This is a genomic window from Bariatricus sp. SGI.161 (assembly GCF_050313695.1).
In the GTDB taxonomy this organism is placed as follows: Bacteria; Bacillota; Clostridia; order Lachnospirales; family Lachnospiraceae; genus JAFBIX01.
Map to the genome: position 1 here is coordinate 113,126 of NZ_JBNPLX010000001.1, position 26,654 is coordinate 139,779.

The window sequence follows — 26,654 nt, forward strand, 5'->3', positions numbered from 1 at the left end:
CACATTATATTCATTCTCACAAAAATGTACAATACAAGTAACGCTTTCTTCTCTGATTTCATATGCTAATTGTAATAGATTCTCTATGAGGTACTTTTATGAATGCAATGAATCCCAATCAGTTGGATACACCTGATAAAGGAAAACTACAGATTAATATTACATCTGAAATTAATGCATATCCGATTGCAGATGCCACCATATCCATTTCATATACTGGTGTTCCAGAAAGTCAATTAGAACAATTAAAAACAGATTCCTCCGGTCAGACAGAAGTCATCGAACTAAATACTCCTCCTTTAGAGTATAGTACAAATCCTGCGATTGAAGAACAACCTTATGCAGAATATACATTCCAAGTAGAGGCTCCCGGATACGAACCTGTCAGCATTGCCGGCGCCGAACTGCTTCCAGACGTTACCGCAATTCAAAACATCTCTCTTCGCCCAACTGATACCCCAGAACCATCAGAAGAAGTTTTTGTCATCCCTGCACACACATTATATGGAACATATCCCGCTAAAATACCGGAAGATGAGATCAAACCTATGAATGAAACCGGCGAAATCGTTCTAAGCCGCGTCGTTGTCCCCGAATACATTGTCGTTCATGATGGAAGTCCAAGAGATTCTACTGCACAAAATTATTATGTGAAATACAAGGATTATATCAAAAATGTTGCCTCCAGTGAAATCTATGCCACATGGCCGGCAAATACTATCCGGGCAAATGTTCTGGCAATTATGTCCTTCACTCTGAATCGAGTATATACTGAATGGTACCGAAATCAAGGCTATGACTTCACCATAACTTCATCTACAGCATTTGACCACAAATGGATCCCAGAGAGGAATGTATTTGACACCATCTCCGTAATCGTAGATGAACTTTTTGCTGATTATCTGTCACGTCCAAATGTACGCCAGCCGATTCTGACCCAGTATTGTGACGGAAGGCGTGTTCAATGTCCAAACTGGATGACACAATGGGGTTCGATGTCTCTGGGAGAACAGGGATATACCCCTATTGAAATCCTGCGCTACTATTACGGTGACGACATGTACATTAATACCGCCGAAGCCATCTCAGGCATCCCTTCTTCCTGGCCAGGATATAATCTGGAGCAAGGTTCTTCTGGCCCCAAAGTCCGCCAGATGCAAGAACAACTCAATACCATTGCCAGTGCATACCCTGCAATTCCCAAGGTCACCGCTGATGGCATCTACGGTCCAGCTACCGCTGCTGCCGTACAAAAATTCCAATCCGTCTTCGGATTGCCGGCCACCGGTGTTGTTGATTACAGCACCTGGTATAAAATCTCCGAGGTATATGTAGGCGTATCCAGAATTGCTGAACTTGTATAAAATTGTAATTTATCTATGGAAAACCATCCAATTTTTATTCTATTTTCAGATGCCATATAGTTGACTTTTCACAAAATACAGCATATATTTAAGTTAGATATTCTATATCATGTGTTTCATTACGCATAAGGACACAAGAAGAGGTCGAAAGGAGTTATATCTATGGAAGAGAGAGAGCAAAAAAATACCGAAACGATCAAAATGGTGGAACGTGCCCTGCAAGTATTGGATTTATTAAGAACTTCTAAGTCACCACTTGGTGTTAATGAAATTGCAAAAACATGTAAGCTAAACCCCTCCACTACGTTTCGTATTTTAAAAACATTAGAATTATCGGGGTGGGTATTTCAATTGAATGACAGTCGTTACATAACTGGTCAAAAGATTAGTTTTGTAACAGAGCGCAATAATCTATATATCGCACTGCAAGACGTTGCATCTCTGATCATGCAGCATTATACCAATGAATATAATATGGCAATGAACTTATTGATCCGCAAAGGGACTTCCTGTATTATTCTTCAGCAATCCAGGACGAATAAAATTGTTGATTACGTTCCTCCCATCTATTCTGAACTTCCAATTTATGCCTGTGCAGGAGGAAAGGTTTTCCTTTCAGAACTTCCTATTTCCCATGCCGAAGCAATTATTGAGGCAAGCAATCTAGTTCCTTTGACCAGCCATACAATCACAGACCCGAATCTATTCTGGCAAGAACTTCGCATTACAGCAAAGCGCGGTTATGCTTTTGATAATCATGAGTCTACAGAAGGAGGAAGCTGTGTTGCTGTTCCAGTAAGGGATATTGAAGGAACCGTAATTGCCGCTCTTTCGTTCAGCGGATTTATCGGTGTAGAAGATGTGAGTGAATTAGAAAAATATGTCCCTGCACTTAAAGAAGCATCAAGTTGGATCACTCGTTCCTTATTCTCGTTCGGACCACAGGGAAAATTCATGGAAATACAGTAATAACCAAAGGAAGCCATTCGTATCTATGGCTTCCTTTGGCTATTATTGTTATAGAATCTCAGGTTTTCGCCCTGTCACAGAAGATGACATAATGTATTCTCCTATTGACAGGCTCCGCCCCCAGCGTTGTTCATATTCTTTTGAGACAGGCTTCGTCGTAATCTCCACCTGCTCAAATCCGGCAAACTTTACAATCTTTTCCAATTCTTCAACTGAAGAAGCGCCAGACACTCAGCATGAGTGCATGGCTTCATCTTCCTGCATTTCTTTTGTTAGCTCCTTCATGATCACAATATCACAGATTGATATTCTTCCACCGGGCTTCAATGCACGGAATATCTCCTTATAAACTCGCAGTTTATTATCAGACATATTAATCACGCAATTCGAGATACAGACATCTGCCGTATTATCTGCAACCGGCAGATTTTCAATCTCTCCAAGACGAAATTCCACATTACGAATCTTATTTTCTTTTGCAATAGTTCTGGCACGTGATAACATCTCTGGAGTCATATCCACTCCAATCGCACGTCCTCTTCTTCCCACGATCTTTCCGGCAATAAAGCAATCCAATCCTGCTCCGCTTCCCAGATCCAGTACGATCTCCCCAGGCTGAATCTGCGCTTTTCGATGAGGATTTCCACAACCAAGTCCCATATTCGCTCCCTCGGGAGCCATCGCTAATTCCTCGAATGTATATCCTACATTTTCAGACATATTCTCTGGCGAAATTGTCTCAGTCAGAACAGATTCCCCATACAACTCCAAAGCTATTTTCCCATACTCTTTTCGCACATTATCATGAACAGACACTTTGTATTCCCCTCTCCGCCAGGATCTGTTCCATCCCAACTTAATTACTCTTATCGAATGTATGGTAACACAATATAAAAACGGATGCAAATATCTTTCACTTCGCATCCGCCTTTATATTGACTCATTATCCAATGGTCTGTACCTCTTACTTTCTTTAATTTTTAAAATTCAGTTTACGTTTTTGGTGGCTTGTACCTTCCTTTCATAAACTTCTCTTCCCGATACTTAGCGCCTTATTTTCTCGGAAATCTTTTTTCAACATTGATGTTGATTTTAATAACAAATGATTGTTTACAGCTCGCGTCTGTCTTACAATTCCGATTTGTTATTTTATGATTATATATTATCACCCAAATCAATATTTGTCAATATATTTTTAGTGTTTCCATGTATTTTTTTATTATTTTTCTTTATATGTCGAATTCACTGACAATTAACCCGTTTTACTTTTATATTTCCTCACAAAATAAGAACGGATGCAAAAAACAATTACTTCGCATCCGTTCTTATTTTGACTCACTATCCAATGGTCTATACCTCTTACTTTCTTTAAATTATAAGATTTAGTTTACGTTTTTGGTGGCTTGTACCTTCCTTTCATAAACTTTTTCCGATACTTAGCGCCTTATTTCTCGGAACTTTTTCAACATTGCTGTTGATTCTGATAACAAATGATTTTTATCTGTTTTATAAATCAATTTTGTTATTTTGTAATTAGATATTAACACTAATTGGTATATTTGTCAATATATATTTCAAATTTATTATTAATATTTCTATCCTCATCTAATATTAATATATTTTCTGATATTTCATTGTTAATTATTCTTTTGTATAGAACAGAAAAGTGCGACACCTAGAATCATCATTCCTCCTATTACTTCTCGTATGGTTGGAATTTCTCCCAAAAAGATTAAGGCATATAATATTCCATACACCGTTTCCATTCCTGATATAAGTCCCGCCGTCTGCGCTTTTACTTTCTTTTGTGCATCTACATATAATGTATATGCAAATGCCGTGCACACAAATCCAATAAATGCTACACCTACTATATCTTGCCTCCTCCAGTGTACATTTAACAAAAATAAGGCCGGAATTAACACAATTGCAGCTGTTCCTTGCTCATAAAAACATATTAGTTTACCATCATATTTATCTGAAAAATAACGATTTGCCAAGGTCAAGAATGCATATGTCAAACTACAGATCATTCCCCAGATGATTCCAACTGTCGTCTGATTTCCTATGGAAAATTCAGGAATTGTTATAAATACACCTATCATCAACAGCATTGCTCCAATAACACTCTGTTTATAAAGCTTCTCATGAAAGACTAACGGTTCAAGAAAAGTCAAAAACAGTGGAAATGTCGAGAAAGTAATCGTTCCAATCGCTACAGAAGATACTTGTATTGACTGAAAAAACGTAGTCCAGTGTACTGCCAATATCATACCCGTTACAATTATCAATACATAATCTTTCTTCTCCTTCAACCTCAACGGCTCTCTTTTCATTCGCATCATTAACAATAACAAAACCGAAGAACATGCCACCCTCCCAAAAGCAACCATAACCGAAGGTATCTCTACAAACTGACCAATTACACCTGATAGTCCAAACATCATTACTGCTATATGTAGATTCAAAATTGCTCTCTTATTCGTTTTCATCTTGTCATCCTCCAGAGTCGAATTGTTATGCTCAAAACATCGCAATATTTATATATTATAATGAATAAATATGCATTTTTCAATCTTTATGGGAATTTAGATGAGTTAGTTGGTAATTGGGTGTGTACGGCGCAAGGGAGCTGGATAGGCTGGTCTGTTTCCGGTATCCTTCGCTGAGAATCCATAACAGAAAAAAGAGTTGCAATTTCGTGACCGGACTGATTCACCGAGAAATTTGGATAATTTCTCGATTCAGCAGTCCTTTCGAATTTGGCTGGATGTCAAATTCTCACACGGAATTGCAACTCTTTTTTATGTAACGGATTCTATCGCTTGGCTAGACGGATACAGACCAGCCTATCCAACTCCCTTGCGCCTGACATTCCCAATTACTGAACAAACTCATCTGGAGGAATTTCTAGCGCGAAGCGCAATGGGGAGCGTTGTTTTTATACTATTTATCATTATTTCAATGGAAGAATCAGTTAGTTATTCTGCCAGTTTTTTGACAATATCTTTACTATGATTTTTCCCTCTGCATGACGCGCAGGAATTCTCCCAGATGAGGAAGTTGCGGATTTGGAGTGATGTCAGGCGAGAAGATGGATGGGATGGTTGCCATTCGTTGGACAAGCGATAGAATCCGTTACAGGAAAAGAAGCAGATATTTTGTGCGAAGATTTGGCTTCAAGCCAGATCTGAGAAGGCTGCTGAGCCTCGAAATCATCAAGATTTCGGGGTGAATCAGCCTTGTCACAAAATATCTGCTTCTTTTCCTGTTATGGATTCTTAGCGAAGGACTCCGCAATGGCAACCATCCCATCCATCCTCTCGCCGTACACACCCAATTACCAACTAACTCAACTAAATTCCCACTTAAAAGAACACTCTCCTGATATCATTGAACATTACAAATACCATTAGCACCATCAATAATGCAATCCCGACCAGATGTACATATCCTTCTTTTTCTGGTGGTATTCTTTTTCTTCTGATTGCTTCAACAAACAGGAATACAAGACGTCCGCCATCCAGTGCCGGTAATGGGAGCAGATTCATAACTCCCAGATTCGCAGATAGGAGAATCGCAATATTCAACATCTGAGCAATTACAATAAAGAGGCCATAAGATTTACTCTGCTGATATGTGTTATCCACTACGCTGACTATTCCGACAGGACCAGACAATTGATCCGCTCCAATCTGTCCTGTAATCAGCATCTTTAAGCTTTCAAGAGTCGTACATATCCAGAATTTCACTTCATACACACCATATTGAATCGAAGTAAATATATTTGCCTTTGTATTTCCAGATCCTGTAATTCCTATACGCGTATAACCAGATTCCTCATCCATTTTTGGTGTCAATGTAACGGTCTGCTTCTTTCCATCATGAATATAAGTAATCTCTACATCCTCACCTTGATGAAACTGATTATAGATACTGATTTCTCGGTAGATATTGATTTTTTTGTTGCCCATCTTTACAATGATATCGCCTTTTTGAATTCCTGCTTCTGCCGCGGGATATCCTTGCTCCACTTCTCTGACAACTGGTGGATCATACCCTACCATAGCTGTTAATATTACAGCAAATACAAAAGCAAGAATAAAATTAAAGATCGGCCCTGCTGCAATAACAGAGATTCGTGCCCATACGGATTTATTATTAAAATTATTCGGTGAATCTGTTGCTGCCTCATCTTCTCCCATAGCACAATAACCGCCAATTGGGAAAAGTCTGATTGCATACTTTGTTCCTTTATATTCTTTAGAACACAAAGCAGGTCCCATTCCAATGGCAAACTCTTCTACATCAATTCCATTCTTTTTCGCCAATATAAAATGCCCAAATTCATGAAAGAACACAATGAAACTAAAGATTATAATCGCTAATATAATACCCAAGTTATGAATTACCTCCTGCTGTTAATTCTCTCGTAAGTTGCTGCTTCTGTATCTAATATCTGCTCAAGCGTAGGATTCTCAATATTTTTATGAGTACGCATACAGTCTTCAATAATCTCAATGATCTCGAGATACTTAATCTCACGTTTTAAGAACTGACTGACTGCAAGTTCGTTAGCCGCGTTAAATACAGTCGGAAGAGAGCCACCTTTTCTCCCCGCCTCATATGCCAACTGCAATCCATAGAAGGTATCCATATCCGGTTTTTCAAAGTCTAATTTTCCTAAATTCCAGAAATCAACTCGCTCACCCGGAAGATATCTTCTCTCTGGATAATACAGTGCATATTGAATCGGAAGCTTCATATCTGGCGTCCCAAGTTCTGCCATTATGGCACCATCTACATACTCTACCATAGAATGAATGATGCTCTGTGGCTGTACGACTACCTGTACCTGATCTACATCTACATGAAAGAGCCACTTTGCTTCGATAACTTCTAATCCTTTATTTACCATAGTAGAAGAATCAATCGTAATCTTTTGTCCCATAGACCAATTCGGGTGCTTCAATGCATCCTCTACTTTTATTTCCAACAGATCTTCTTGTTTTTTTCCTCTGAACGGTCCACCGGAAGCTGTCAGCAGAATCTTATGGATTGCCTTATGGTCATTACCTTGCAAAGACTGAAAGATTGCACTGTGCTCACTGTCCACCGGGAGAATCGACACATGCTTTTCTGCCGCCAACGGCATAATAATATGACCCGCCGTTACTAATGTCTCTTTGTTAGCAAGCGCAATATCTTTTCCGGCTTTAATCGCCTCTATGGTAGGGCGAATGCCAATCATGCCTACGATCGCTGTCACTAGTATTTCCATCTCTGATATTGTTGATACTTCAATCAATCCATCCATTCCCGATACAATTCTGGTATTCATATCTGAGACACGCGTACGGAGCTCCTGTGCCTTTTCTTCTGACCAGACCGCAGCAAGTCTTGGATGAAATTCACGAATCTGTGCTTCCAGAAGTTGAATATTGTTTCCCGCTGCCAGGCCAAGGACTTCAATATCTCCATTTTCTCTGACAACTTCCAGTGTCTGGGTTCCAATTGACCCTGTAGATCCTAATATGGCTATTTTTTTCATAGATATCCTCTCTTAATCATTATATGGTAACTTCCATCTTAACAGTATTTTTTTAGATATTTCCAGCAAGAAATGTTGCCAGATAATAAATGACAGGCGCCGTAAAGATTACACTGTCAAAACGATCCAGAATTCCACCATGTCCTGGAATTAATTTTCCATAATCTTTAATGTCATGATTACGTTTAATTGCGGAAGCAGCAAGATCTCCTACTTGTGAGATCATTCCTCCAACTGCACAGATAACCGCATAATGTATCGGATTAGCCTGAGCGCCTCCCCACTGGTTCATCGCCAGGGCAAAAAGAACTCCCAGCAGTGCTGCACCAACAATTCCTCCAATTCCTCCTTCCACAGATTTCTTTGGGCTCAGCTTCGGAGCCATCTTATGCTTACCAATCAACATTCCAACACAGTATGCACAAGTATCACAACCCCAGGAGCTTAAGAATATCAACCAGACCACGACACCTCCATCTGGGAGCATTCTAGTCTGATATACATAAGACAACATAACAGCAACATAGAACAGACCAAAGAAAACTGTCATTACTTGCTCTGCCCTGAAAGTAGGAAATGAAAATACATACACTGCCATTACCAGAACCAGGAAAAGAATGGTAAGCAACATCACATATTGCATATTTCCAGTAAGCAGCATTGCATAATAAGCAGCTGCAGCCAGATATCCAACAAATCCTAATATCTTATTCTGCACATCTACAACTTTATACAATTCTGACAATCCAATCAGACTGATGATTCCCAGAAATGCGAATAACAGATTGCCACCATATCCAACCGTAATAAGTAATACAATTACTAATACGATACCACTTAACAGTCTTGTCTTAAACATCTTCCTTCTGTTCCTCCTTTATTCCTCCATAACGCCGATCTCTGGCATTATATTGTTCAATCGCTTTTTCTAATTCTCTTTTTGAAAAATCCGGCCACGGGACATCTGTAAAATAAAATTCCGTATACGCAAGCTGCCACAACAGATAATTAGAAAGTCTCAATTCTCCGCTTGTACGGATTAAAAGATCGGGATCTGGGATATCATGTGTATCAAGATAGTTTTCAAAGGTCTTCTCCTCAATCTGATCAGGATGTACTTTTCCATCTACACAGTCTCTGGCAAGTTTTCTGACGGCTCGGATAATTTCATCTCTGCTTCCATAATTGATTGCAATCTGGAAATTCAATCCTCCGTTATTCTTTGTTGCTTCTTCCAACTCTTCAATTCTAGTGCGGATATCATCATCCAACCTTGTAATATCTCCAATGACACGAATCTTCATATCATTCTTTGCTGCTGTTTTCAGACAAGTCTTCATATAATTTCTCAGTAGCTTCATCAACGCATCAACTTCATCCTGTGGGCGGTTCCAATTTTCTGTGGAAAATGCATACACAGTCAGATATTTAATTCCCATGCGATATGCCTCTTCACAGATACGCTCAACATTTTTACTGCCCTGCGCATGTCCATAATTCCGTGGCATTCCCTTCGACTTTGCCCAACGTCCATTTCCATCTAAAATAATCGCAACATGCTGCGGTATATTCATAAGATTATTCTCCTTCCACACAAAAAGCGCGCATAGCGGCGCTCTTGCTGATACTTTATATGAATTGAGGGACAGACCCTCTATGCACAGGCTTCGGTTCTGTCCCACTCTCAACTCTTATTAAACAGTCATTACTTCTTTGGATTTTACTTCTACTGCTTTATCTACTTCTTTTACAAACTTATCCGTCAGTTTCTGCAGATCTTCTTCCATATCTTTAATCTCATCCTCAGATACATCAGAACCCTTCAGCTTTTTAAATGCGTCATTTCCATCACGACGGATATTACGGATTGCGACTTTGGAAGCTTCACCTTTTTTCTTAACATCCTTAACCAGTTCTTTTCTTCTTTCCTCTGTTAATTCAGGGAACACAAGACGAATGCAAGTTCCGTCATTTGTTGGATTGATTCCAAGATCAGATACCAGAATCGCTTTTTCAATGACTTTCAGCATGTTCTTCTCCCATGGCTGGATCTGAATCATACGAGCTTCTGGTACAGATACATTGGCTACCTGCTGAATCGGAGTAGGAGAGCCATAGTAATCAACGACGATTTTATTCAACACATTTGGATTGGCACGTCCTGCACGAATAGCTCCCAATTCCCCTTCAAGGTTAGCCATCGTTTTCTTCATCTTATCCTCGTAAACTTTTAATCTTTCATTCATATTGATATCCTCCTATTTTTATACAGTCACTTTCGTTCCTGTAAATGTTCCTTTCATAGTTTCTACGATACTGTTCTCCTCATTCAGTCCAAATACCAGCATCGGCATCTTATTCTCCAGACACATAATAGATGCTGTCAAATCTACTGCCATCAGTTTCTTGTCAATAATCTCCTGAATGGAAATCTCATCATACTTCTTTGCCTGCGGATTGACCTTCGGATCGCTGTCATAGATTCCATCAATCGCCTTAGCCAGCAGCATTGCGTCCGCTTCTATTTCAATTGCATGAAGTACAGCTCCTGTATCCGTTGAGAAATAAGGATGTCCAGTTCCACCAGCGAAAAAAATCACCTTTCCTTCATTCAAAGCTTCTACTGCTGCATCCTTAGAAAACAGTGTCGTGAATGCACCACATACAAATGGAGTGAACACTTCTGTCTTCATTCCGGCATAACGGAAAATATCTGAAACATAAATACAGTTCATAACGGTAGCCAGCATACCAATCTGATCTGCCTTCACACGGTCAATCGTCTCACTGGTTCTGCCTCTCCAGAAATTACCACCACCAGTAACGATCGCAACCTGAATACCATCATCTACCAGCTGCTTGACTTGCTTTGCTACCCCCATACAAGTAGCTTCATCAAATCCCGTCTTTTTATCCCCTGCGAGTGCTTCCCCGCTGAGTTTCAACAATACTCTTTTCATAAGTCTGTGCTCCTTACTTTCAGTTCTGTTATTGCTTTCGCATAATTATATTAAATTATATCATAGGAAGAAAAAAAAAGGAATATGCTACGGCAACATTCCCTTTAATTTGTACTGCTTCATAATCCAAAAATACATAACAATGAGCAATATAGCTGCCAATATCCAGGCAACAGGGCTTGCCAGGCAGATCCCAATATAGCTCTGCCAATGGGATGCTACGCCTGCTGCTATGCTTCTTCCAATCAGTTCTGCAATTCCTGCTGTCATCGGTAATAATCCATAGCCCATTCCCTGAATTCCATTGCGATAGAGATTAACATACACCAGCGGGACAAACGACACCCCGACACATTTTAGATATATATCTACATATCCCATAATTTCGTTCAGGTTCTCCGATACAAAGAGAACCGTCATGTATTTCCCAGCGAAAAACATGAGTGCACCTGTCGCTATGGCATATCCGATGCCCATCCATGTTCCTGACCAGAATCCCTTACGAATTCGAAGAATCTTACCCGCGCCGACATTCTGAGCACAGTAATTGGCCATCGTAGTTCCCAGCGCAATGTAAGCCTGTGTTACAATCTGCTCAATCTTAACCGCTGCTGCAAATCCAGCCGCTGCTACTGATCCAAGACTATTCAGAGCTGTCTGAACGACAATTGTTCCAATAGCCGTAATAGAATATTGAAAAGCCATTGGGAATCCAATCTTCATCTGCCATTTTGCAAGGTCTGTATTCCATCTCCAATCATCCCTACACAGATGCAAAATCGGTACCTTCTTCTTAATATACACAAGACACAAAAGTCCTGACACCCCCTGTGCAATTACAGTTGCATAAGCAGCACCGCCGGCACTCATATGGAACACAATAATAAACACCAGATCTAATACAATATTCAGTCCTGCTGCCAGAATCAAAAAATATAATGGTCTCTTACTGTCTCCAACTGCCCTTAAAATACTTGATAACAGATTATACAATACCTGCGCTACAATTCCGCCACAGATTACCATAATATATTCATATGCCTGATCATACATATCAGATGGCGTATTCATCCAGCGCAGAACATCTTGCATCATTACCATACTAATAATGGTAAGAATTACAGATACAACTGCCGACAATACAGAAGCGGTCACCACTGATTGGCGCATTGCTCTCATATTGCCCGCACCAAAATGCTGCGCCGTAATGACCGTAAAACCAGCCGTCAATCCCTGTAGAAAGCCAATAATCAAAAATACCAGTGTTCCGCAGGAACCAACTGCCGCTAATGCTGCATTTCCAACGAATTTACCAACGATAATGGTATCTGCCATACTATAAAACTGCTGAAATATGTTTCCTATAAAAATCGGCATCGTAAAATTCACAATAATCTTTGCAGGATTTCCTGTTGTCATATCTCTCTTCATAGTCTGCATCCTTCCAAAGTAATCTTATTTTCTCAAAACTCACATCATTATAAAGAATGAAAAAAACGAATGCAATACTATATATCAACAAAAAACTTTGCAAAATCAAGCCGGTTCATCAGCACTTTTTACACTATATACACCTTAATCAAAATCCACATGATATACTTTATCGCTATCATGAATATCTACATAATGTAGATCGAATTGTTCATCCATAATCTCCATGCATCCCTGATAATAGATGGAATCGCTTTTCTTGATCATAAAAATATATGTGCCGTTCTCCTGCGAATCTGCTTCATCGCTGACTTCATCATAAAACTCTCTTCCATCAATCTCTCCCGGATATCCCGCTTTCTTTATCTTTTCTTCAATCAATCTGTATAATTCTTCCATATTTCGCCTCATCCAATCTCTATCACTTAATATCATAAATATCAATGGCTCCAGATATCCTTTAAAACGTCAGTCGCATCTGATACCACACTACATTTCCGTGTACAGATGCAGAGACACCTTCATTTTCAAAGCCAAACTTTGCATAATAACGAATCAGCCTGTCTTTGCAAGTAAGCACCAGTCCCTTTCTTCCCTGTTCTTTCGCATCCTCGATCGCCTGTCTGATCAATACTGCTGCACAGCCTTGATTGCGATATTCTGTGATCGTATTTACTCCAAAGATCATCTGCCAATCACCTGACTCATCATGCATAGAAGCATCTTCATACATCTCATCTGTAAGATCGGGTTCATTCGTCACCATCCCATTGACAAATCCGACCATCTTATCTTCATCAAATAACAGCCAGAAATGATCAGGATAAACTTCCAGGCGGTCTTTTAGATCTTTTTCTGTTGCTGCTTCTGCCGCCGGAAAACATTCTGCTTCTACAGCAGCAATCTTACTCAAATCACTCATTGTTGCATTTCTAATATTCATCGTTTTTCTCTCCTTACATCGGTGTCCCAACTTCTATCAGATTACCGTCCGGATCATAAAATCGAATCACTTTTTGTCCCCAAGTATGCTCCATTAATGGATTTACATACTGTATGGGTTCTTTGTAGTTTTCTAATTTTTCAACAAATCCTTCTATATCTGTCTCCTCAAAATAAAGTTCTGTAGCGTGATTTTTCGGAATGATCTCTTTCTGAATAAATTGCTTCCACACCGATGCATCCTGTAATACCAACCCCTCTGTCAGGATTACATTGCCATCCTGATCCAGAATAACATCCAGGCCAAATAAATCTTTATAAAATTCTATTGATCGTTGAATATCATTTACTACGATTAATACATTCCTAAGCTTCAACTTTATCACCAACACCTTTCTGTCTATTGCATCCCTTTAACCAAAATTGTATAATAAACAACAAAAAAAGTACACCCTTATATGATCGGAGGATATAATATGAAAGTCGTAGTCGCAATTGATTCTCTGAAAGGAAGCCTGACATCTATGGAAGCAGGAATATCCATCAAAGCTGGAATTCTTGCTGCAAAACCAGATGCCAAAGTAGTTGTGAAGCCTCTTGCTGATGGTGGTGAAGGTACTACAGATGCTCTAATTGAAGGATTGAACGGCGAGCGGATCGATGTCACAGTGACCGGACCTCTTGGTAATCCTGTTTCCTGCCACTACGGATATCTGAAAGAGACAAATACCGCCATTATTGAAATGGCATCTGCGGCCGGAATCACCCTTACTGATAAAAAAGACCCTCTACATGCAACAACTTATGGAGTCGGTGAGATGATTAATGATGCTATTACAAAAGGATGCCGGAACTTTATTATCGGAATTGGCGGAAGTGCCACGAACGATGGCGGAATCGGAATGTTAAAAGCACTTGGCTTTGTATTTCTTGATGAAAAGGGAAACGATGTGGGTGAAGGTGGGCAGGCACTTGGCAAAGTTCATACCATTAATATCCAGAATAAAAATCCCCATTTAACAGACTGCCATTTTCAGGTTGCCTGTGATGTAACGAATCCTCTCTGCGGAAACAATGGAGCCACTTATATCTATGGACCACAAAAAGGTGTTACCGATAACATCAAAGAAGAACTGGACCAGGCAATGGCTCATTATGCAGCAGTTACTCGTGTAGCCCTTGGATGTGATTATGAGAAAGCAGAAGGTGCAGGCGCTGCAGGAGGTCTTGGCTTTGCACTGCTAAGCTACCTTCACGCCAAACTCACACCCGGAATCGACTTAATCCTCAATGCCGTAGAATTAGAAAAAGAACTAAAAGATGCAGATATTGTTGTCACCGGCGAAGGTCGTCTGGACCACCAGACAGCTATGGGGAAAGCACCTGTCGGCGTTGCGAAACTTGCAAAAAAATATGACGCCAAAGTCATTGCATTTGCCGGAAGTGTCACTCCTGAAGCAACCGCTTGCAACGAGGCCGGAATCGATGCATTTTTCCCAATTGTACGAGGAATTACAACCCTGAAAGAAGCTATGGATCCAGACTGTGCGAAAGCAAATATGCAGGCAGCTGTTGAACAGGTATTTCGTCTCCTATAATTGCATTCTCCATTATTGCCCCTCTAAATATGTCCCCGTTCTATTAAACAGAACGGGGGCAATAATTTATAATCTCTTTTCAAAATTTCCATCTACAGAGCATCCCTCTGTAAATATCATAAATGCATTAGGGTCAATGCTATGTACGATTTTCTTTATCTGTGCCACTTCATACTTGGATATCATAACAAACAAAATATAGGATGTCTTATTCGTGTATGCACCTTCGCCATCCCAATTCGTAACACCTCGTCCCATTTGCTCCATAATTGCTTTTGAGATACCAACCTTTTTGGTAAATATCATGACACTGGTATTAATATTCTGAATATGTACCCGATCAACGGCCAGAGAAGATACGGTTGCAAATATCAGTGAATAGATGACAATCTCAATGTTAAATAAAAACATACAGATTCCATATACAAAGATATTCATAATGATTGTGACTTTACCAACACTGAAATTCTTATATTTCTTCGAACAGCATAATCCTATGATATCCTGTCCTCCTGCTGATGATCTTCCACGAAGCACAAGTCCACAGCCTACTCCACACACAATTCCTCCGATAATACAGGCTGTGAGATAGTCCTCTACGATAGGAGTCTCAGGAATCGGGATTACAACAAGGAAGGCACTCATCATCCCTACCATAATCATCGTTTTTACAGCAAACTCTTTGCCCAGAATTCGATATCCCATGTACAAAAGCGGTACATTAATTGCAAAATATATGATACCAGTAAGGTTCGCCTGCGGCGGAATCGGAATATGCAATCCTTTCGTAAGGAGCAATCCAAATAACTGCGAGACACCCATAAAGCCTCCGCTATACAATCCCATTGGCACGATCAACATATTAAATCCAAAGCAATAGATCAGATTTCCTATAATGGAATACATATTCTGTATGATGATTTCTCTCTTTTTTGCATCTTGCAGATAGTTCATCTTTTGTTCCCCCTTTTGCATTTATTTTCTGTTCTTAAAATCTTTTTATCTTCATTTGCCATAAGAGCACCTCCTACACATAATTTACCTTAGAATTTTCTGTCAGGCAATGAGACTGTTTTATTTTTTTCATATTTTATTGAAAAATTTTACTTGCAGCGCAAAATTATTTGAGATAAAATAAAAAAGCCGTGTAGCTTAAATTAATGTATGCAAAGCGTGTGAACTTCTTATAAGAAGTCACGCGCTTTTTTTATTCTGTTATAGGGAACTTTTGTTTCCGCAGAATTCTATATTATTCTAAGCAATACATAATTATAGTTCTTACACAATAACCAAAATGGAGGAATCAATATGCCAAGAAACAAAAAACAAGGAATTATCTTTGGAATCATCATGTCCTATGCCATGGCATACGGCATGGAAATCTACAACATCGCCATCAAACAGGGAATCAACCTGACTGCCGGAGGTTTCAGTAACATGACGAATCTCGTTTTCTGGGATGCATTAAAAGAAGCTGCCTACATGGGATTATTCGTCTTCATCTTCTCTAATCTCTGGGGCAATCGTATAGGAGCAGCCTGTGCCGCCAGACATTGTGATCCAAGTAAAGATAACCCCTATATCTGCCAACTGCTTCGCCAGGCAGGAACTGTTGCCATTATGTGTCCGACCATGAGCCTCGTAGCATCTATTCTGTTCAACATTATCCTTGCAGGAGCACCGATTTACCAACTGCCTGCCATCTGGGTCGGAACCTTTTTTAAGAACTTTCCGATGGCATTCTTCTGGAACATGTTTGCAGCGGCACCATTTACACACTGGATTTTTGGGAAATTATTCCCCAACAATTCATAAATCAGCTTTTTACAGGGGCATCATCTGCCCCTGTGTTTCTCTTTTCGTTTCTGTTGCTTCAATTCAAACTTTCATGCTCTACAATATTCCTCAATTCATCCAGTGTTCTTTTACCTAAAAGCAGATTTATATCTAACATAATTATGTTATGAACATCTGCACTTTTCGGATCACTCCTGTCATCAGATGGCAAGCAAGTAGGCATTGCCACAAAATCTCCCCTTGCATTGGCGCCAAATAACGGAAGCCATCCTTCCTTTTCATCCAGAATAGCTATATACACCTTGTCCTCTTCAACGACTACACGGTATTCCATGTCCAGAATGTCCAGATTCCATCCGACAATCGTCTTCTTTCTATTGGAAACGATACTTGTGCACATATAATCTTCCTCCCTTTACTGCTTTTCCTTCTCAGATTCTGCCTCTGATTTCCGCAAAAGTTTTTATTGGCAAAGGATGTGCCGGATGTTCCAAGATGCATTTTTCCATCCACACCATATTATACCATCGTCCAAATTTATATCCGCATTTGTAGAATTCTCCAACCCAGCGATAACCCATATGCTCATGATACTGAACACTGTTCTTCGTAAGATATTCATCTTCTTCGACCGGATATCCGATACAGGCATTTAGATTCACAATATTCTGTAAAGCCAGCACATGTTCCAACGCTTCGTACAATTCTCTGCCAATTCCCTGTTTTCTTGCATCTTTGGAAACATAGACTGTTGTTTCTACTGCCCAGTCGTAGGCTCTTCTCTCCTTAAATGGACCTGCATATGTATATCCCACAATGGTTCCGTTATGCTCAGCAACCAGATAAGGATATCTGCAAAGTGTCTTGCGAATCCGCTCACGGAATACTTCTGCAGAAGGAACTTCATATTCAAAAGTAATGGCAGTATTCTCTACATAATAAGCATAGATTTCCAGTAATTCTTCCGCATCATTTTCCGTTGCAATCCTGATCATGTTATCTACCTCCACTGATTATTGTTTATGCCACTGATAGAATTCCTTTAATTCTGCCTTCTTTTCATCCGATAACTGGGTCTTCTTTACCCCCAGAATTGCTCCTTCCAATGCCATAAGTCTATGTATACAGGCCGATTCATCTATCTGCTGAATTTTCAGCCATGCCTGCTTCGCACCTACAGACTTCAACTCTTCTTCCGTAAAAATCCCCACTTGATTCAACTGTTCTTCAACGACTTTTCCTATATTCGGTAATTTCGATAATTCTCCCATATCGTCATCTCCTATAATACCAACAATTTTCATCTTATTTCTCTTCTTATATTACCATCCTGAACATACCATGCCTGTTACAATAACCATATAAAAGTCCATGCCCTTTCTTACGAAATCTTATGGAAATGTCTTGCTCCGGATATAACTTTACAATTTCTGCTCCTGCCGATGTCACATAAGCGACAAAAGAAATATAATGTCTCTTTGTCATCGGATGGTTCAATGTTACAAGATACTCCTGATCCACCGTCTCCAGATTGATCATATAATCTTCATCACAATTTTCACATTCCTGCTCTGGCAAAGTAATTCCACAGCAGGAAAAAGAGCCTTGTCCGACGGATGTAATGATATTACCACAGACCGGGCATACATAAAAATGCATCTTTTTCATATTTCCTGCTGGATTTTCATTCTTTCTCAAATCTCCTGTTAGCAATTCTGCAATGGATGTCCCCAGTGCCTTTGCCAGATCCTCAATAATCGCAATATCAGGAAGCCCCTTGCCGGTTTCCCTTAGTTAAAAATATTACTCTTGTTGATTACTCAACTTTTCCAATAAATCGGTAATATATCTCAATTTCCTGTATTCTTTCGTTATCCTCATTCGTTGTTGCTTCATGTATGAGGATTTTTTCTATCATGGCATTTAATAATGGTGCTGTCAGTTCCTTTGGTACGGAATATTCCTTGATTAACTCAATCCACTTTTCAGCACCTATCATATCCTGTTCCATTTTACTTAGTTCTTCTCTTAGGCTTGTTATCTGCTGTTCCAGTTCTATCTGTTCTTTTTGGTACTTGCTGGACAACATCACAAAATTTCGCTCTGTTATCTTCTCACAGGCTCTATCTTCATACATTTTCGCAAATAAACGGTCAATCTCATTTTGTCTGTTCTCGGCTTTCTTCAATGTACTTGCCTTTTTCTTCTTTTCCCGTATTCTCTCTGCATTGCCAGCTTTCTGTATCTTGTTCAATACCTTTTCTTCGTCCTGCTGTACTGCCTTAGCCCAATACTGCAAGCGTTCCAATACGGCTTGATACAGCACATCATAACGAATGTAGTGCATAGAACAATTACCTTTGCCAAACTGCCCGTAGTAACTGCAAGCATAATAACTGTAAGGCGTTTTATTTGTCTTATTCGTTCCAAATCTCATAGACCAACCACAATCCGCACACTTGACAAGCCCTGCAAAAATCGGCGTTGCCTTTTCCTTTGTCTGTCTGCGTCTTGATTTTATCTGCTCCTGCACACGATAGAACACTTCCTTGTCAATAATCGGCTCGTGAGTGTTTTCTACTCGAAACCATTCACTTTCGGGCTTACGCACTTTCTTTTTGCTCTTGAACGATACCGTAGACTGCATATTGTGAACACTGTTTCCGATATAAACCTCACTTTTCAATATCGCCTTGACATGAGCAATCGTCCACTCATAACGCTTACTTTCGGGTTTTCCCTCAAAGATATGTGCAAAAGTACCGTATCTTGTAAAATTTAGCCATGACGCTGTCGGAACTTTTTCTGCTCTTAACTGCTTTGTGATTTTTGCACTTCCGTAACCTTGATAGGCTAGGGAAAAGATTTTTTCAATAATCCATTTTGTTTCATCATCAACCAACAGTTTTCCTTTGATGTCAGGGTGTTTCTTATATCCTAACGGAGCATAAGCACCGTAATGAGCCCCCTCCGCAAACTTTGTCTTAAATGCTGATTTGACTTTACGGCTTGTATCTCTTGCCACCCATTCATTGATGATGTTCTTAAATGGTGCAATCTCACTTTCGCCTTTTTCGCTGTCTACACCGTCATCAATCGCTATGTAGCGGACATTATGACTAGGGAAATACAATTCTGTATATTGTCCTGTCATAATATAATTTCTGCCAAGACGGGAAAGGTCTTTCGTTACAACACAGTTGATTTTTCCTGCCTCTATATCCTCAATCATTCTTTGAAAACTCGGTCTGTCAAAATTTGTTCCCGACCAGCCGTCATCAATATATTCATCAATGACATTCAAATGATGTTCTTTTGCATATAAACGCAACATACTTCTCTGTGTGGTAATGCTGGAACTTTCGCCCTGTAATTCATCATCTCGGCTTAACCTAAGATAAAGTGCAGTATTGTAAATCTGTTGTTTCATTGTCAGTTATCCTCCTTTATAACTAACCCGTGTTTACAATACCTGCTTGCAAGTAAAGTATAACACGGGTACTTTTTGTCATTCAATCTATTTCTTACAACTGCACCGATTTTATGCGATTGTCTGCTTTGCTTTTTCCAGCATGACATCAGTTAGAAGTTCTTCCATTGTTTTGCCCTTTTCGGAAAAATGCTCTTTTACTACAATCTTTGTCTTTCCTCTGTTGCCAATGCCACACTTGCCATTTTTCTTTTGAATTGTTTTTACAGCATTATCAATAACACATACCCCCTTTCTGTAAAATCTTTCTAAGCAATTCAACGGCTTTTGTCATAGCCCACAGGAGTTCCACCTCTGCATAGTTCTTATGTAGCCGTACCCATTGCGTGCGACGCTCTTAATGCTCAAGCTGTGGCTGTACGGGAGTATCATTATCTGACAGTACAGGTCATGGCGATAAAAGAGGACAAATCTTTTACAAGAACACAAATAGGTTTTCGCTCGCTCTTGCAGGGGAAAGGTCGTGGCGTATTTGTTTCAACGGCTAGCTGTCTGTCAAACGTATTGAATTACTTTATTCAGTTGTCAAAGAACGATTGAAAGAAAAAAATCGTCTTTCCTATATATCGCGTTGGAAAAGAGGAGAAACGTAACCAAAATCCAAAACTTTTTCCATTATTAGTACAAATGGAACGGTTCATTTTGGCAATCAACGGTTGATTTTCTCCTTTTTCACTACTATCTGTACAGCAAACGTCCATTTGCTAAGTTTAAATGGAAAAATTTTAACTTCTTTTCATGCACCATATAGGGATAGAAAATGTCATTTTGCTAAGTTGATGATGAAAAAAGAATATTTTCCTTTTCACACCCTAACTACCCAAACCATACCGTTACTGCCAACAATAGAATGAAATATTTTCTTTGCACCATATAGGGAACGGAAACCTTAAATTGTTAAGTTGAGAACAAAGTATTTTCATCTTTTCACATCAACACTCAACTGCTAATGCCTGTTTGAATACAAAATGATGATGTTTTTCCTCTTTTCACAGAAGACTGTCCACTAATCACGAATTTCCGTCATTTTTTCAAAACTTTTTTCTTCTTTCACTTCATATAGGGACAGCAAGCCCCGATTTAATGACCTATTTTCAAAAAAAGTTTAGATTTCCTTTTCTCGCACCATATCTGTACGCAAGTAGCCATTTTGTTGCAGATTTAATAAAAAATTTATTTTTCTTCTTTCACTTCACATAGGGAATGAAAACAGCTCTTTGCTGACTAAATCTGAAATTTTTCAATTACATTAAAAAATACCGTCATTCTCTTGTGGAACAGCGGTATCTATACGTTCTTCTATGGTTGATTTCTCTAATTGTAATAAATGTTTATGCTTGTCTTTTAGTTCTGCCTGCTCAATCATATCTTTCAGTATCGTTGTACGATTTTCTCTGTCTAATGCCTGTACCATTTTTATGGTTGGTGCGACTTGTCTTTGTAGCCAATGCAACGCTTTTTGTAAAGTGTAAGGCTCTGGCTTTGTGGTTAAGCGTATCGGCTCTCTGTTTTCCCCTACAAACCATGCCCAATCATCATTTGTTATCCATTGACTTTTTGGCTTGTCGTCCTCTCTGTCAACAAAGCGGACATAATGATTGATGATAGAAAAAGCGGTGCGTTCAGCGTCCCGATAGGTCAGTAAATCTACAACCGCATAATAGGCTCGTTCGTTCTTCATGCGTATTTCAAAACGGTTCTTAATCTCCGTATCTTCAATTTCTGTGCCATTCTTGACATACTGCTCATAATTTTTCTGATAAGCACACATATATAATTCGCTACTTGTTGAACCGAGATATAAGGTTTCTCCTGTATTCTTTGGTAAATCGCTACCGCATTTTTCTGTACCGCTGTAATCTTTCTGCATACGGAAGTAGGAGATACATTCGCCAGCCTTGTATTTTTCCTTTAACTTTGGAATATCCAATATTCCTGCTTTATCATTGATAGCCAAATCAAGCCGTTTCATCACACCACCAGCCGTCATACAATCCAGCATGAAGTCATACCATGAGCGTTCCTGTGCCAGTAGATAACATTCCATTTGCCGACAGCCTTTGCCTTTCAGTTCCAATAAAACACCTAAATGCTCCTGCATGGAACACATGATATTGATGTCGCCAAGTACATATTTGCTTTCATATCCGTATTTTCCATAATCTTCATAAAGCATGTAATTAGATTTCAGTTGTAATACATCACGGATAATCGCCAATGCGTCCGTAGTAGGAAAGCGGACACGAAAGTAATCAATCAATAAGAATAGTGGTTCTTGCGGATTGAAACGCTCAATCTGTTTTTCTATGATTTCTCTTAATTCGTCATTCAATGGCTGTTTTCCTTTTTCAATGCGGTTGTAATATTCACGGCTGATACCACAGGCAACAGCAAGCCTTGTTTGTGTTACTCCGTATTCCTCACGCTTTTGTCTTAGTTCTTCAATAAAGTTTTTATCATTCATTCTTCAATTCCTCCAATCAAAAAAGGCAACTACCATAATTGATAATTGCCTGTCATTAAAAATCTGTATAGAAAAAGCAGTCAATCCTAAGACTAACTGCTTTGTGTGTATGGATATAAAATTGCTTCTAATCTTGAATAGGTATCCAAATTTCAATAACTGAATTATCACTATTCCAATGAAAACGATAATCGTATTTTTCAAAGTGTAGGATAATATCTTTTATAGGAATATACGATGTACTAGGAATAATTTCTTCATAAATCTTGCCATAAGTTTCATATATTTTATCCATAGCACCAATATGCTCCACAACCAAATATTTATAAGACGGTATTTCTTTATACAGAAAGCCCTCTGGGGTAATGGTTCTTTGGGGAATAGAACAGAAATAATAAAGTTTTCCATTTCTTCTTTCCATAAAAGCATATTTTACCCAATTTCCTGATTGTGAAAGATACGCTTTTTTCAAACTACTGTTAAACTTTCTCCAAAACTGTGTACTAATCTGAATATTCTTTTTTTGATAATTAGTCAGTTCTACTTCCTGCCCAATAACTGCAAATGCGTTTAATTCCTTTATAGAAAAATTTATCATTTTACCTTGTGAGAAGTGATAACGGTATAACTGTACGCATTTACCGTTATAATACAATTATCAATCGTTATATACCAGTTTTTTCCTTTTCTTGTGATTTCCGCATTAGAAAGGCTAATTTTTTCTTTGCACCATTCAATTACATTTTCTACATTCAAAGATAAGTTCTTTTTAATTCTAATAACGCCAAGTTCAGTTGTGTGAAGTCTTCCTAAGTTTTCCAGTAATTCATTTTCCATATTTTGATACCTCATTTTTCAGCAAATTTATTTGTATGTTTTATACCCCAATTATAACATTCTCATATCAGCACTACAATAAAAATAATTAAGCACCAATAATCTTATTGAACATCTCCAACCGTAAATCTTTCACACCATCAGTGATAAACACTGAGCTGACAGCAATTACGACAACTACCATAATTGCCTGCACTTAAATTTCTGCAAAAGAAAACGACAATCAATTTCTTATTTTTTGAAATCAACTGTCTTTCTCATATTTACTATTCAATTTTCATAGTGATATAGGTACAATTTATATCACTACTGTAAAAATGGGGTTTTGCCTTATAAATACAGCGTTTTCCGCTTGTTAGTGTATAGTGTTTCTTGTTTTTTGTGCCCCCCTTGTTAGATAACGGGGGCTTTGAACGGCTCGCAAGCTCGCCGAACCGCCGAAGCGAACCGCCCCCTTGCAAGCATGGCGGAAAAATCTTAAGGATTTTCCCGCCAACGTGGTCGGATCGCTCCGTCGGTTTAACAGCTTTTCTGTTTCTCTCTAGTTATCTACGCATATAAATCAAATCGGTTATTCCGTTATAAGTCTGTGTTTTACAAAGCCTTAACTTTATTTCCCTGTCTATGTTGCCCAAAAGACGAACCCCATTTCCTAACAGAGTAGGAATAACAGAAATGTAATATTTATCAATCATATTTTTGCTTACCAACTGCTGAACAAGATTTGCTCCGCCACAAATCCAAATATCCTTTCCTGCTTCTTGTTTTAGCCGTTCCAATAATAAAACAGGATTTTCACTTGTAAAATGAATTTGTTGGGAAGAATTGCACTCTTTATGTGTTAATACATAAGTTGTAAATTTATTATATACCCATTCTTGCGGAGAAAGTTCAGTAACAACCTGATGAGAAGTATTCCACCCCATTAAGACAGTATCTATATCTTTGGTAAATTCTGTATAAGTGTCGATGTTTTCATTGTCATTTCCATGACCATTTAGCCAAGCTACTCCACCATTACCGTCCGCAATATATCCGTCAAGGCTCATGGCAATAAATAAAACTACTTTTCTCATTTTTTCTCTTTTATAAATACAAACAGGAATTTATTTCTCTTTTTTACTCATAAGGGAACAACTGATTGCTACAAATAAACCCATTAAAATCCATGGAAATGCTGCTCTTATAAAATCACTAACCATACTTTATTCCTCCTTAAATTCCAATTTCCTTAGTTCTACAAACTGAAATTTTTGCCTATGAATGTATCTTGTTCTTTATACGCAAACAGGCTTCTGTGTGCATAATCCAATGTCTTGAAAACGGCATTTGAATTAGTCCACAAATATCTTTATTACACCAATAATCAATCAGCCAAATTGCTTTTTCATTGTCGTTTACTACATTCAACGATTCTAAGTATCCTTTTCTTTCTTTCGGTATTTTTCTTTTCAATTCATCATAAGATAACCGTTCAAGCATTTTCTCAGTGCTTTCCCATACTTCGAAAATATATAAATATAATTCTTCCAGATTAAGCTGTTTTGAAAAGTCTGCAATCTGCTGTTTCATGAGTTCATTTCCTGTTGTAATGATAGGTGAATTGATACGCTCTTGATAATTGCCTGCAAAAAATACTTGTTCATCTTCATTTATCACTGTATGCACAACTATATCTTCAATGCGGAAAATATGCCAAATAGAATAAGCAATCGTCTTACTATGATAACCATCAGCGTTTATGAAGGGGATTGAGTTAAAATCTTCTCTGCATAATTCTTCTTTGAAAGATACTAAGGTTTGTATTAACTGACTTCGTAAAGTAAGTAAAGTATCAATACCCCTCTTATAAGTATCTTTCTTTTTTATTTGTGCCTGCATTGTTTTATTAAGTTCAGACCATTCCTTATTCATATTCAATACTCTCTCAAATTCTGATTTTATCGCCCCATACAAATTATTTCGTAAACAATCGGCGTCAGGACAGAGGAAAAAGCAGACTACATTTAGAATGTATCTGCCCATTCCTCTGGACTGCACACCGATTTTTACCAATTGAACCAAATCGCTGCGCCACAGCCTTGGCAGGCCATCGCGCAGCGATTTGGTTCAACTGGAATTTGTCTTACAACAATTTATATATGCATAAAAAGCAATATATTTATGAAAACACCCTAAATCCAAAATTTACTCAATTCATTTTTTCCTTACATAAAATGTTCTCGTATATTTCACTTCCTCACCAAGTGTTTCCCCTATCAAAACTTCAAAATCATTGATATCAAATTCTGGAAAGAATGTATCTCCATCTTCAATATTTAAATCTACTTCTGTGATATACATTTTATCTACTATTTGCAAAGCTTCCTTAAATAGTCCATATCCACCAGATATGTATACATCTCGTCCTTTAGCCAATAATAATGCATCTTCTAATGATTTAACTGAAACTAAATTATCTCCTTGATACTCTGTTGTGGTGGAAACAACAATATTCATTCTATTAGGCAACGGATGACCGATTTCTTCATAAGACTTTCGCCCCATAATAACCACATTACCCGTTGTTAACTCTCTAAATTGCTTTTGTTCTCCCTTTATTTTCCATGGTATATTACCATTCTTGCCTATAACATTATTCTTTGACCTCGCAACAATCAAACCTATCATCTATTTCATCCTCCATAATATGATGTCGTACCTGTGATTCCATCAAGTGCACCACATCTTAACAAACTCAAAATTATCTCGAACTAACCAGCTCGACAAATTCCTTTTTTGTCTTCATCTGCATTATATCATATTGTTATAAGCATTGCCATTTCTTTTCTGCTTTTGAAAAGTTACTTATCAGCCTATGTTTTGTAAAGGGTGATATTCAGCATTTCTCACGCAACAAGCCCTTGACAAACCATAGACTAATAAGTTTTAAGGTAATCAAGCAGAAATGAAATAGTCTGCTGTTTCACGGCAACAAAAAAGAGATACCAACACACTTATGTAGTATCTCTTAGTCTAGTAGCAATATTCTTTTGTTTGCAAGCAGGTAAACATGGGCTGTTTCTTAATATCTTTTTGTTTGGGAAACACCTGTCTCCCATTTTGAGACCGTCTTATCACTTACATTAATTTTATCTGCAAGTTCTTTCTGTGTGATATTTTGCTTTTCTCTTATCTCTTTAATAACCATTCCAGTCACATAACTCATAATAGATCCCTCTTTTCATTTATTATGAGTTCATTGTAAATAA

The 26,654-nt window shown here is 38.5% G+C and carries 29 protein-coding genes and 1 pseudogene; 4 read left to right on the forward strand and 26 right to left on the reverse strand.

Annotation, left to right across the window (positions count from 1 at the left end; all coding sequences use genetic code 11):
- The first annotated feature begins 98 nt into the window (after positions 1-98).
- On the forward strand, positions 99-1,364 hold the full coding sequence (locus tag ACQRBH_RS00500; protein WP_235231818.1) for a peptidoglycan-binding protein: 1,266 nt from the start codon (positions 99-101) through the stop codon (positions 1,362-1,364).
- A 162-nt stretch (positions 1,365-1,526) separates the two neighbouring features.
- On the forward strand, positions 1,527-2,333 hold the full coding sequence (locus tag ACQRBH_RS00505) for an IclR family transcriptional regulator (RefSeq protein ID WP_235231817.1): 807 nt from the start codon (positions 1,527-1,529) through the stop codon (positions 2,331-2,333).
- A gap of 231 nt (positions 2,334-2,564) precedes the next feature.
- Here ACQRBH_RS00505 and ACQRBH_RS00510 read toward each other — a convergent pair whose 3' ends face one another.
- From ACQRBH_RS00510 to ACQRBH_RS00565, 12 genes are all read right to left on the reverse strand, one after another.
- A complete protein-coding gene (locus ACQRBH_RS00510; protein WP_235231815.1) occupies positions 2,565-3,149 on the reverse strand; it encodes a methyltransferase domain-containing protein in 585 nt (194 codons plus the stop codon).
- Positions 3,150-3,970: 821 nt separating this feature from the next.
- Positions 3,971-4,825, reverse strand: coding sequence for a DMT family transporter (locus ACQRBH_RS00515; RefSeq protein ID WP_235234326.1), 855 nt, complete (start codon positions 4,823-4,825; stop codon positions 3,971-3,973).
- 876 nt (positions 4,826-5,701) lie between these two features.
- The gene (rseP, locus tag ACQRBH_RS00520) at positions 5,702-6,733 is read right to left on the reverse strand and encodes an RIP metalloprotease RseP (RefSeq protein ID WP_427760592.1); all 1,032 of its coding nucleotides are present in this window, start codon (positions 6,731-6,733) and stop codon (positions 5,702-5,704) included.
- An 8-nt stretch (positions 6,734-6,741) separates the two neighbouring features.
- Positions 6,742-7,884, reverse strand: a complete 1,143-nt coding sequence (locus tag ACQRBH_RS00525) for a 1-deoxy-D-xylulose-5-phosphate reductoisomerase (RefSeq protein ID WP_427742265.1) — start codon at positions 7,882-7,884, stop codon at positions 6,742-6,744.
- A 52-nt stretch (positions 7,885-7,936) separates the two neighbouring features.
- Entirely contained in the window at positions 7,937-8,743 is an 807-nt protein-coding gene (locus ACQRBH_RS00530) for a phosphatidate cytidylyltransferase (RefSeq protein WP_347375868.1), read from the reverse strand.
- Entirely contained in the window at positions 8,736-9,458 is a 723-nt protein-coding gene (locus tag ACQRBH_RS00535; RefSeq protein WP_235233115.1) for an isoprenyl transferase, read from the reverse strand. The genes ACQRBH_RS00530 and ACQRBH_RS00535 overlap by 8 nt, the downstream gene beginning before the upstream one ends.
- Positions 9,459-9,578: 120 nt before the next feature.
- A complete protein-coding gene (frr, locus tag ACQRBH_RS00540; RefSeq protein ID WP_427742266.1) occupies positions 9,579-10,130 on the reverse strand; it encodes a ribosome recycling factor in 552 nt (183 codons plus the stop codon).
- Positions 10,131-10,148: 18 nt separating this feature from the next.
- A complete protein-coding gene (gene pyrH / locus ACQRBH_RS00545; RefSeq protein ID WP_427742268.1) occupies positions 10,149-10,844 on the reverse strand; it encodes a UMP kinase in 696 nt (231 codons plus the stop codon).
- A gap of 87 nt (positions 10,845-10,931) precedes the next feature.
- Entirely contained in the window at positions 10,932-12,275 is a 1,344-nt protein-coding gene (locus ACQRBH_RS00550; RefSeq protein ID WP_427760594.1) for an MATE family efflux transporter, read from the reverse strand.
- A gap of 144 nt (positions 12,276-12,419) precedes the next feature.
- Entirely contained in the window at positions 12,420-12,674 is a 255-nt protein-coding gene (locus tag ACQRBH_RS00555) for a hypothetical protein (RefSeq protein ID WP_235233111.1), read from the reverse strand.
- Positions 12,675-12,735: 61 nt separating this feature from the next.
- Positions 12,736-13,218 (reverse strand): GNAT family N-acetyltransferase, encoded by a 483-nt coding sequence (locus ACQRBH_RS00560; protein ID WP_427760596.1) that lies wholly within the window; start codon positions 13,216-13,218, stop codon positions 12,736-12,738.
- A 13-nt stretch (positions 13,219-13,231) separates the two neighbouring features.
- Positions 13,232-13,594, reverse strand: coding sequence for a VOC family protein (locus tag ACQRBH_RS00565; protein ID WP_235233124.1), 363 nt, complete (start codon positions 13,592-13,594; stop codon positions 13,232-13,234).
- 99 nt (positions 13,595-13,693) lie between these two features.
- Here ACQRBH_RS00565 and ACQRBH_RS00570 point away from each other — a divergent pair, with 99 nt between their 5' ends.
- Positions 13,694-14,815, forward strand: a complete 1,122-nt coding sequence (locus tag ACQRBH_RS00570) for a glycerate kinase (protein ID WP_427760598.1) — start codon at positions 13,694-13,696, stop codon at positions 14,813-14,815.
- Positions 14,816-14,881: 66 nt separating this feature from the next.
- On the opposite strand, the gene ACQRBH_RS00575 is transcribed toward ACQRBH_RS00570, so the two are convergent.
- Positions 14,882-15,769, reverse strand: coding sequence for a YitT family protein (locus tag ACQRBH_RS00575; RefSeq protein ID WP_427760600.1), 888 nt, complete (start codon positions 15,767-15,769; stop codon positions 14,882-14,884).
- 354 nt (positions 15,770-16,123) lie between these two features.
- Here ACQRBH_RS00575 and ACQRBH_RS00580 point away from each other — a divergent pair, with 354 nt between their 5' ends.
- Complete coding sequence (locus ACQRBH_RS00580; protein ID WP_427760602.1) at positions 16,124-16,630, forward strand: hypothetical protein; 507 nt, start codon at positions 16,124-16,126, stop codon at positions 16,628-16,630.
- Between the two features lie 58 nt (positions 16,631-16,688).
- Here the strand turns inward: ACQRBH_RS00580 and ACQRBH_RS00585 are convergent, their stop codons facing one another.
- From ACQRBH_RS00585 to ACQRBH_RS00645, 13 genes and pseudogenes are all read right to left on the reverse strand, one after another.
- The gene (locus ACQRBH_RS00585) at positions 16,689-17,012 is read right to left on the reverse strand and encodes a hypothetical protein (protein WP_427760604.1); all 324 of its coding nucleotides are present in this window, start codon (positions 17,010-17,012) and stop codon (positions 16,689-16,691) included.
- A 31-nt stretch (positions 17,013-17,043) separates the two neighbouring features.
- Positions 17,044-17,607, reverse strand: coding sequence for an N-acetyltransferase family protein (locus ACQRBH_RS00590; protein WP_427760606.1), 564 nt, complete (start codon positions 17,605-17,607; stop codon positions 17,044-17,046).
- 18 nt (positions 17,608-17,625) lie between these two features.
- Positions 17,626-17,883, reverse strand: a complete 258-nt coding sequence (locus ACQRBH_RS00595; protein ID WP_427760738.1) for a TfoX/Sxy family protein — start codon at positions 17,881-17,883, stop codon at positions 17,626-17,628.
- Positions 17,884-17,929: 46 nt separating this feature from the next.
- Entirely contained in the window at positions 17,930-18,280 is a 351-nt protein-coding gene (locus ACQRBH_RS00600) for a desulfoferrodoxin family protein (RefSeq protein WP_427760608.1), read from the reverse strand.
- 148 nt (positions 18,281-18,428) lie between these two features.
- On the reverse strand, positions 18,429-20,042 hold the full coding sequence (locus ACQRBH_RS00605; RefSeq protein ID WP_002323152.1) for a recombinase family protein: 1,614 nt from the start codon (positions 20,040-20,042) through the stop codon (positions 18,429-18,431).
- A gap of 111 nt (positions 20,043-20,153) precedes the next feature.
- Positions 20,154-20,363: a hypothetical protein gene (locus ACQRBH_RS00610; RefSeq protein WP_002303258.1), complete on the reverse strand. Its 210-nt coding sequence runs from the start codon at positions 20,361-20,363 to the stop codon at positions 20,154-20,156.
- Between the two features lie 988 nt (positions 20,364-21,351).
- Positions 21,352-22,566: an XRE family transcriptional regulator gene (locus ACQRBH_RS00615; protein WP_002323151.1), complete on the reverse strand. Its 1,215-nt coding sequence runs from the start codon at positions 22,564-22,566 to the stop codon at positions 21,352-21,354.
- A gap of 127 nt (positions 22,567-22,693) precedes the next feature.
- The gene (locus ACQRBH_RS00620; RefSeq protein WP_002303261.1) at positions 22,694-23,164 is read right to left on the reverse strand and encodes a GyrI-like domain-containing protein; all 471 of its coding nucleotides are present in this window, start codon (positions 23,162-23,164) and stop codon (positions 22,694-22,696) included.
- A complete protein-coding gene (locus ACQRBH_RS00625; RefSeq protein ID WP_002587847.1) occupies positions 23,161-23,403 on the reverse strand; it encodes a DUF3781 domain-containing protein in 243 nt (80 codons plus the stop codon). Before ACQRBH_RS00625 ends, ACQRBH_RS00620 begins: the two co-directional genes overlap by 4 nt.
- 545 nt (positions 23,404-23,948) lie before the next feature.
- The gene (locus tag ACQRBH_RS00630; RefSeq protein WP_002303421.1) at positions 23,949-24,479 is read right to left on the reverse strand and encodes a dihydrofolate reductase family protein; all 531 of its coding nucleotides are present in this window, start codon (positions 24,477-24,479) and stop codon (positions 23,949-23,951) included.
- A gap of 181 nt (positions 24,480-24,660) precedes the next feature.
- Entirely contained in the window at positions 24,661-25,317 is a 657-nt protein-coding gene (locus ACQRBH_RS00635; RefSeq protein ID WP_002303420.1) for a hypothetical protein, read from the reverse strand.
- A 260-nt stretch (positions 25,318-25,577) separates the two neighbouring features.
- Positions 25,578-26,073 (reverse strand): annotated as a pseudogene (dfrF, locus tag ACQRBH_RS00640) (trimethoprim-resistant dihydrofolate reductase DfrF).
- 394 nt (positions 26,074-26,467) lie between these two features.
- Complete coding sequence (locus ACQRBH_RS00645; protein WP_427760610.1) at positions 26,468-26,611, reverse strand: helix-turn-helix transcriptional regulator; 144 nt, start codon at positions 26,609-26,611, stop codon at positions 26,468-26,470.
- Between the last annotated feature and the right edge of the window lie 43 nt (positions 26,612-26,654).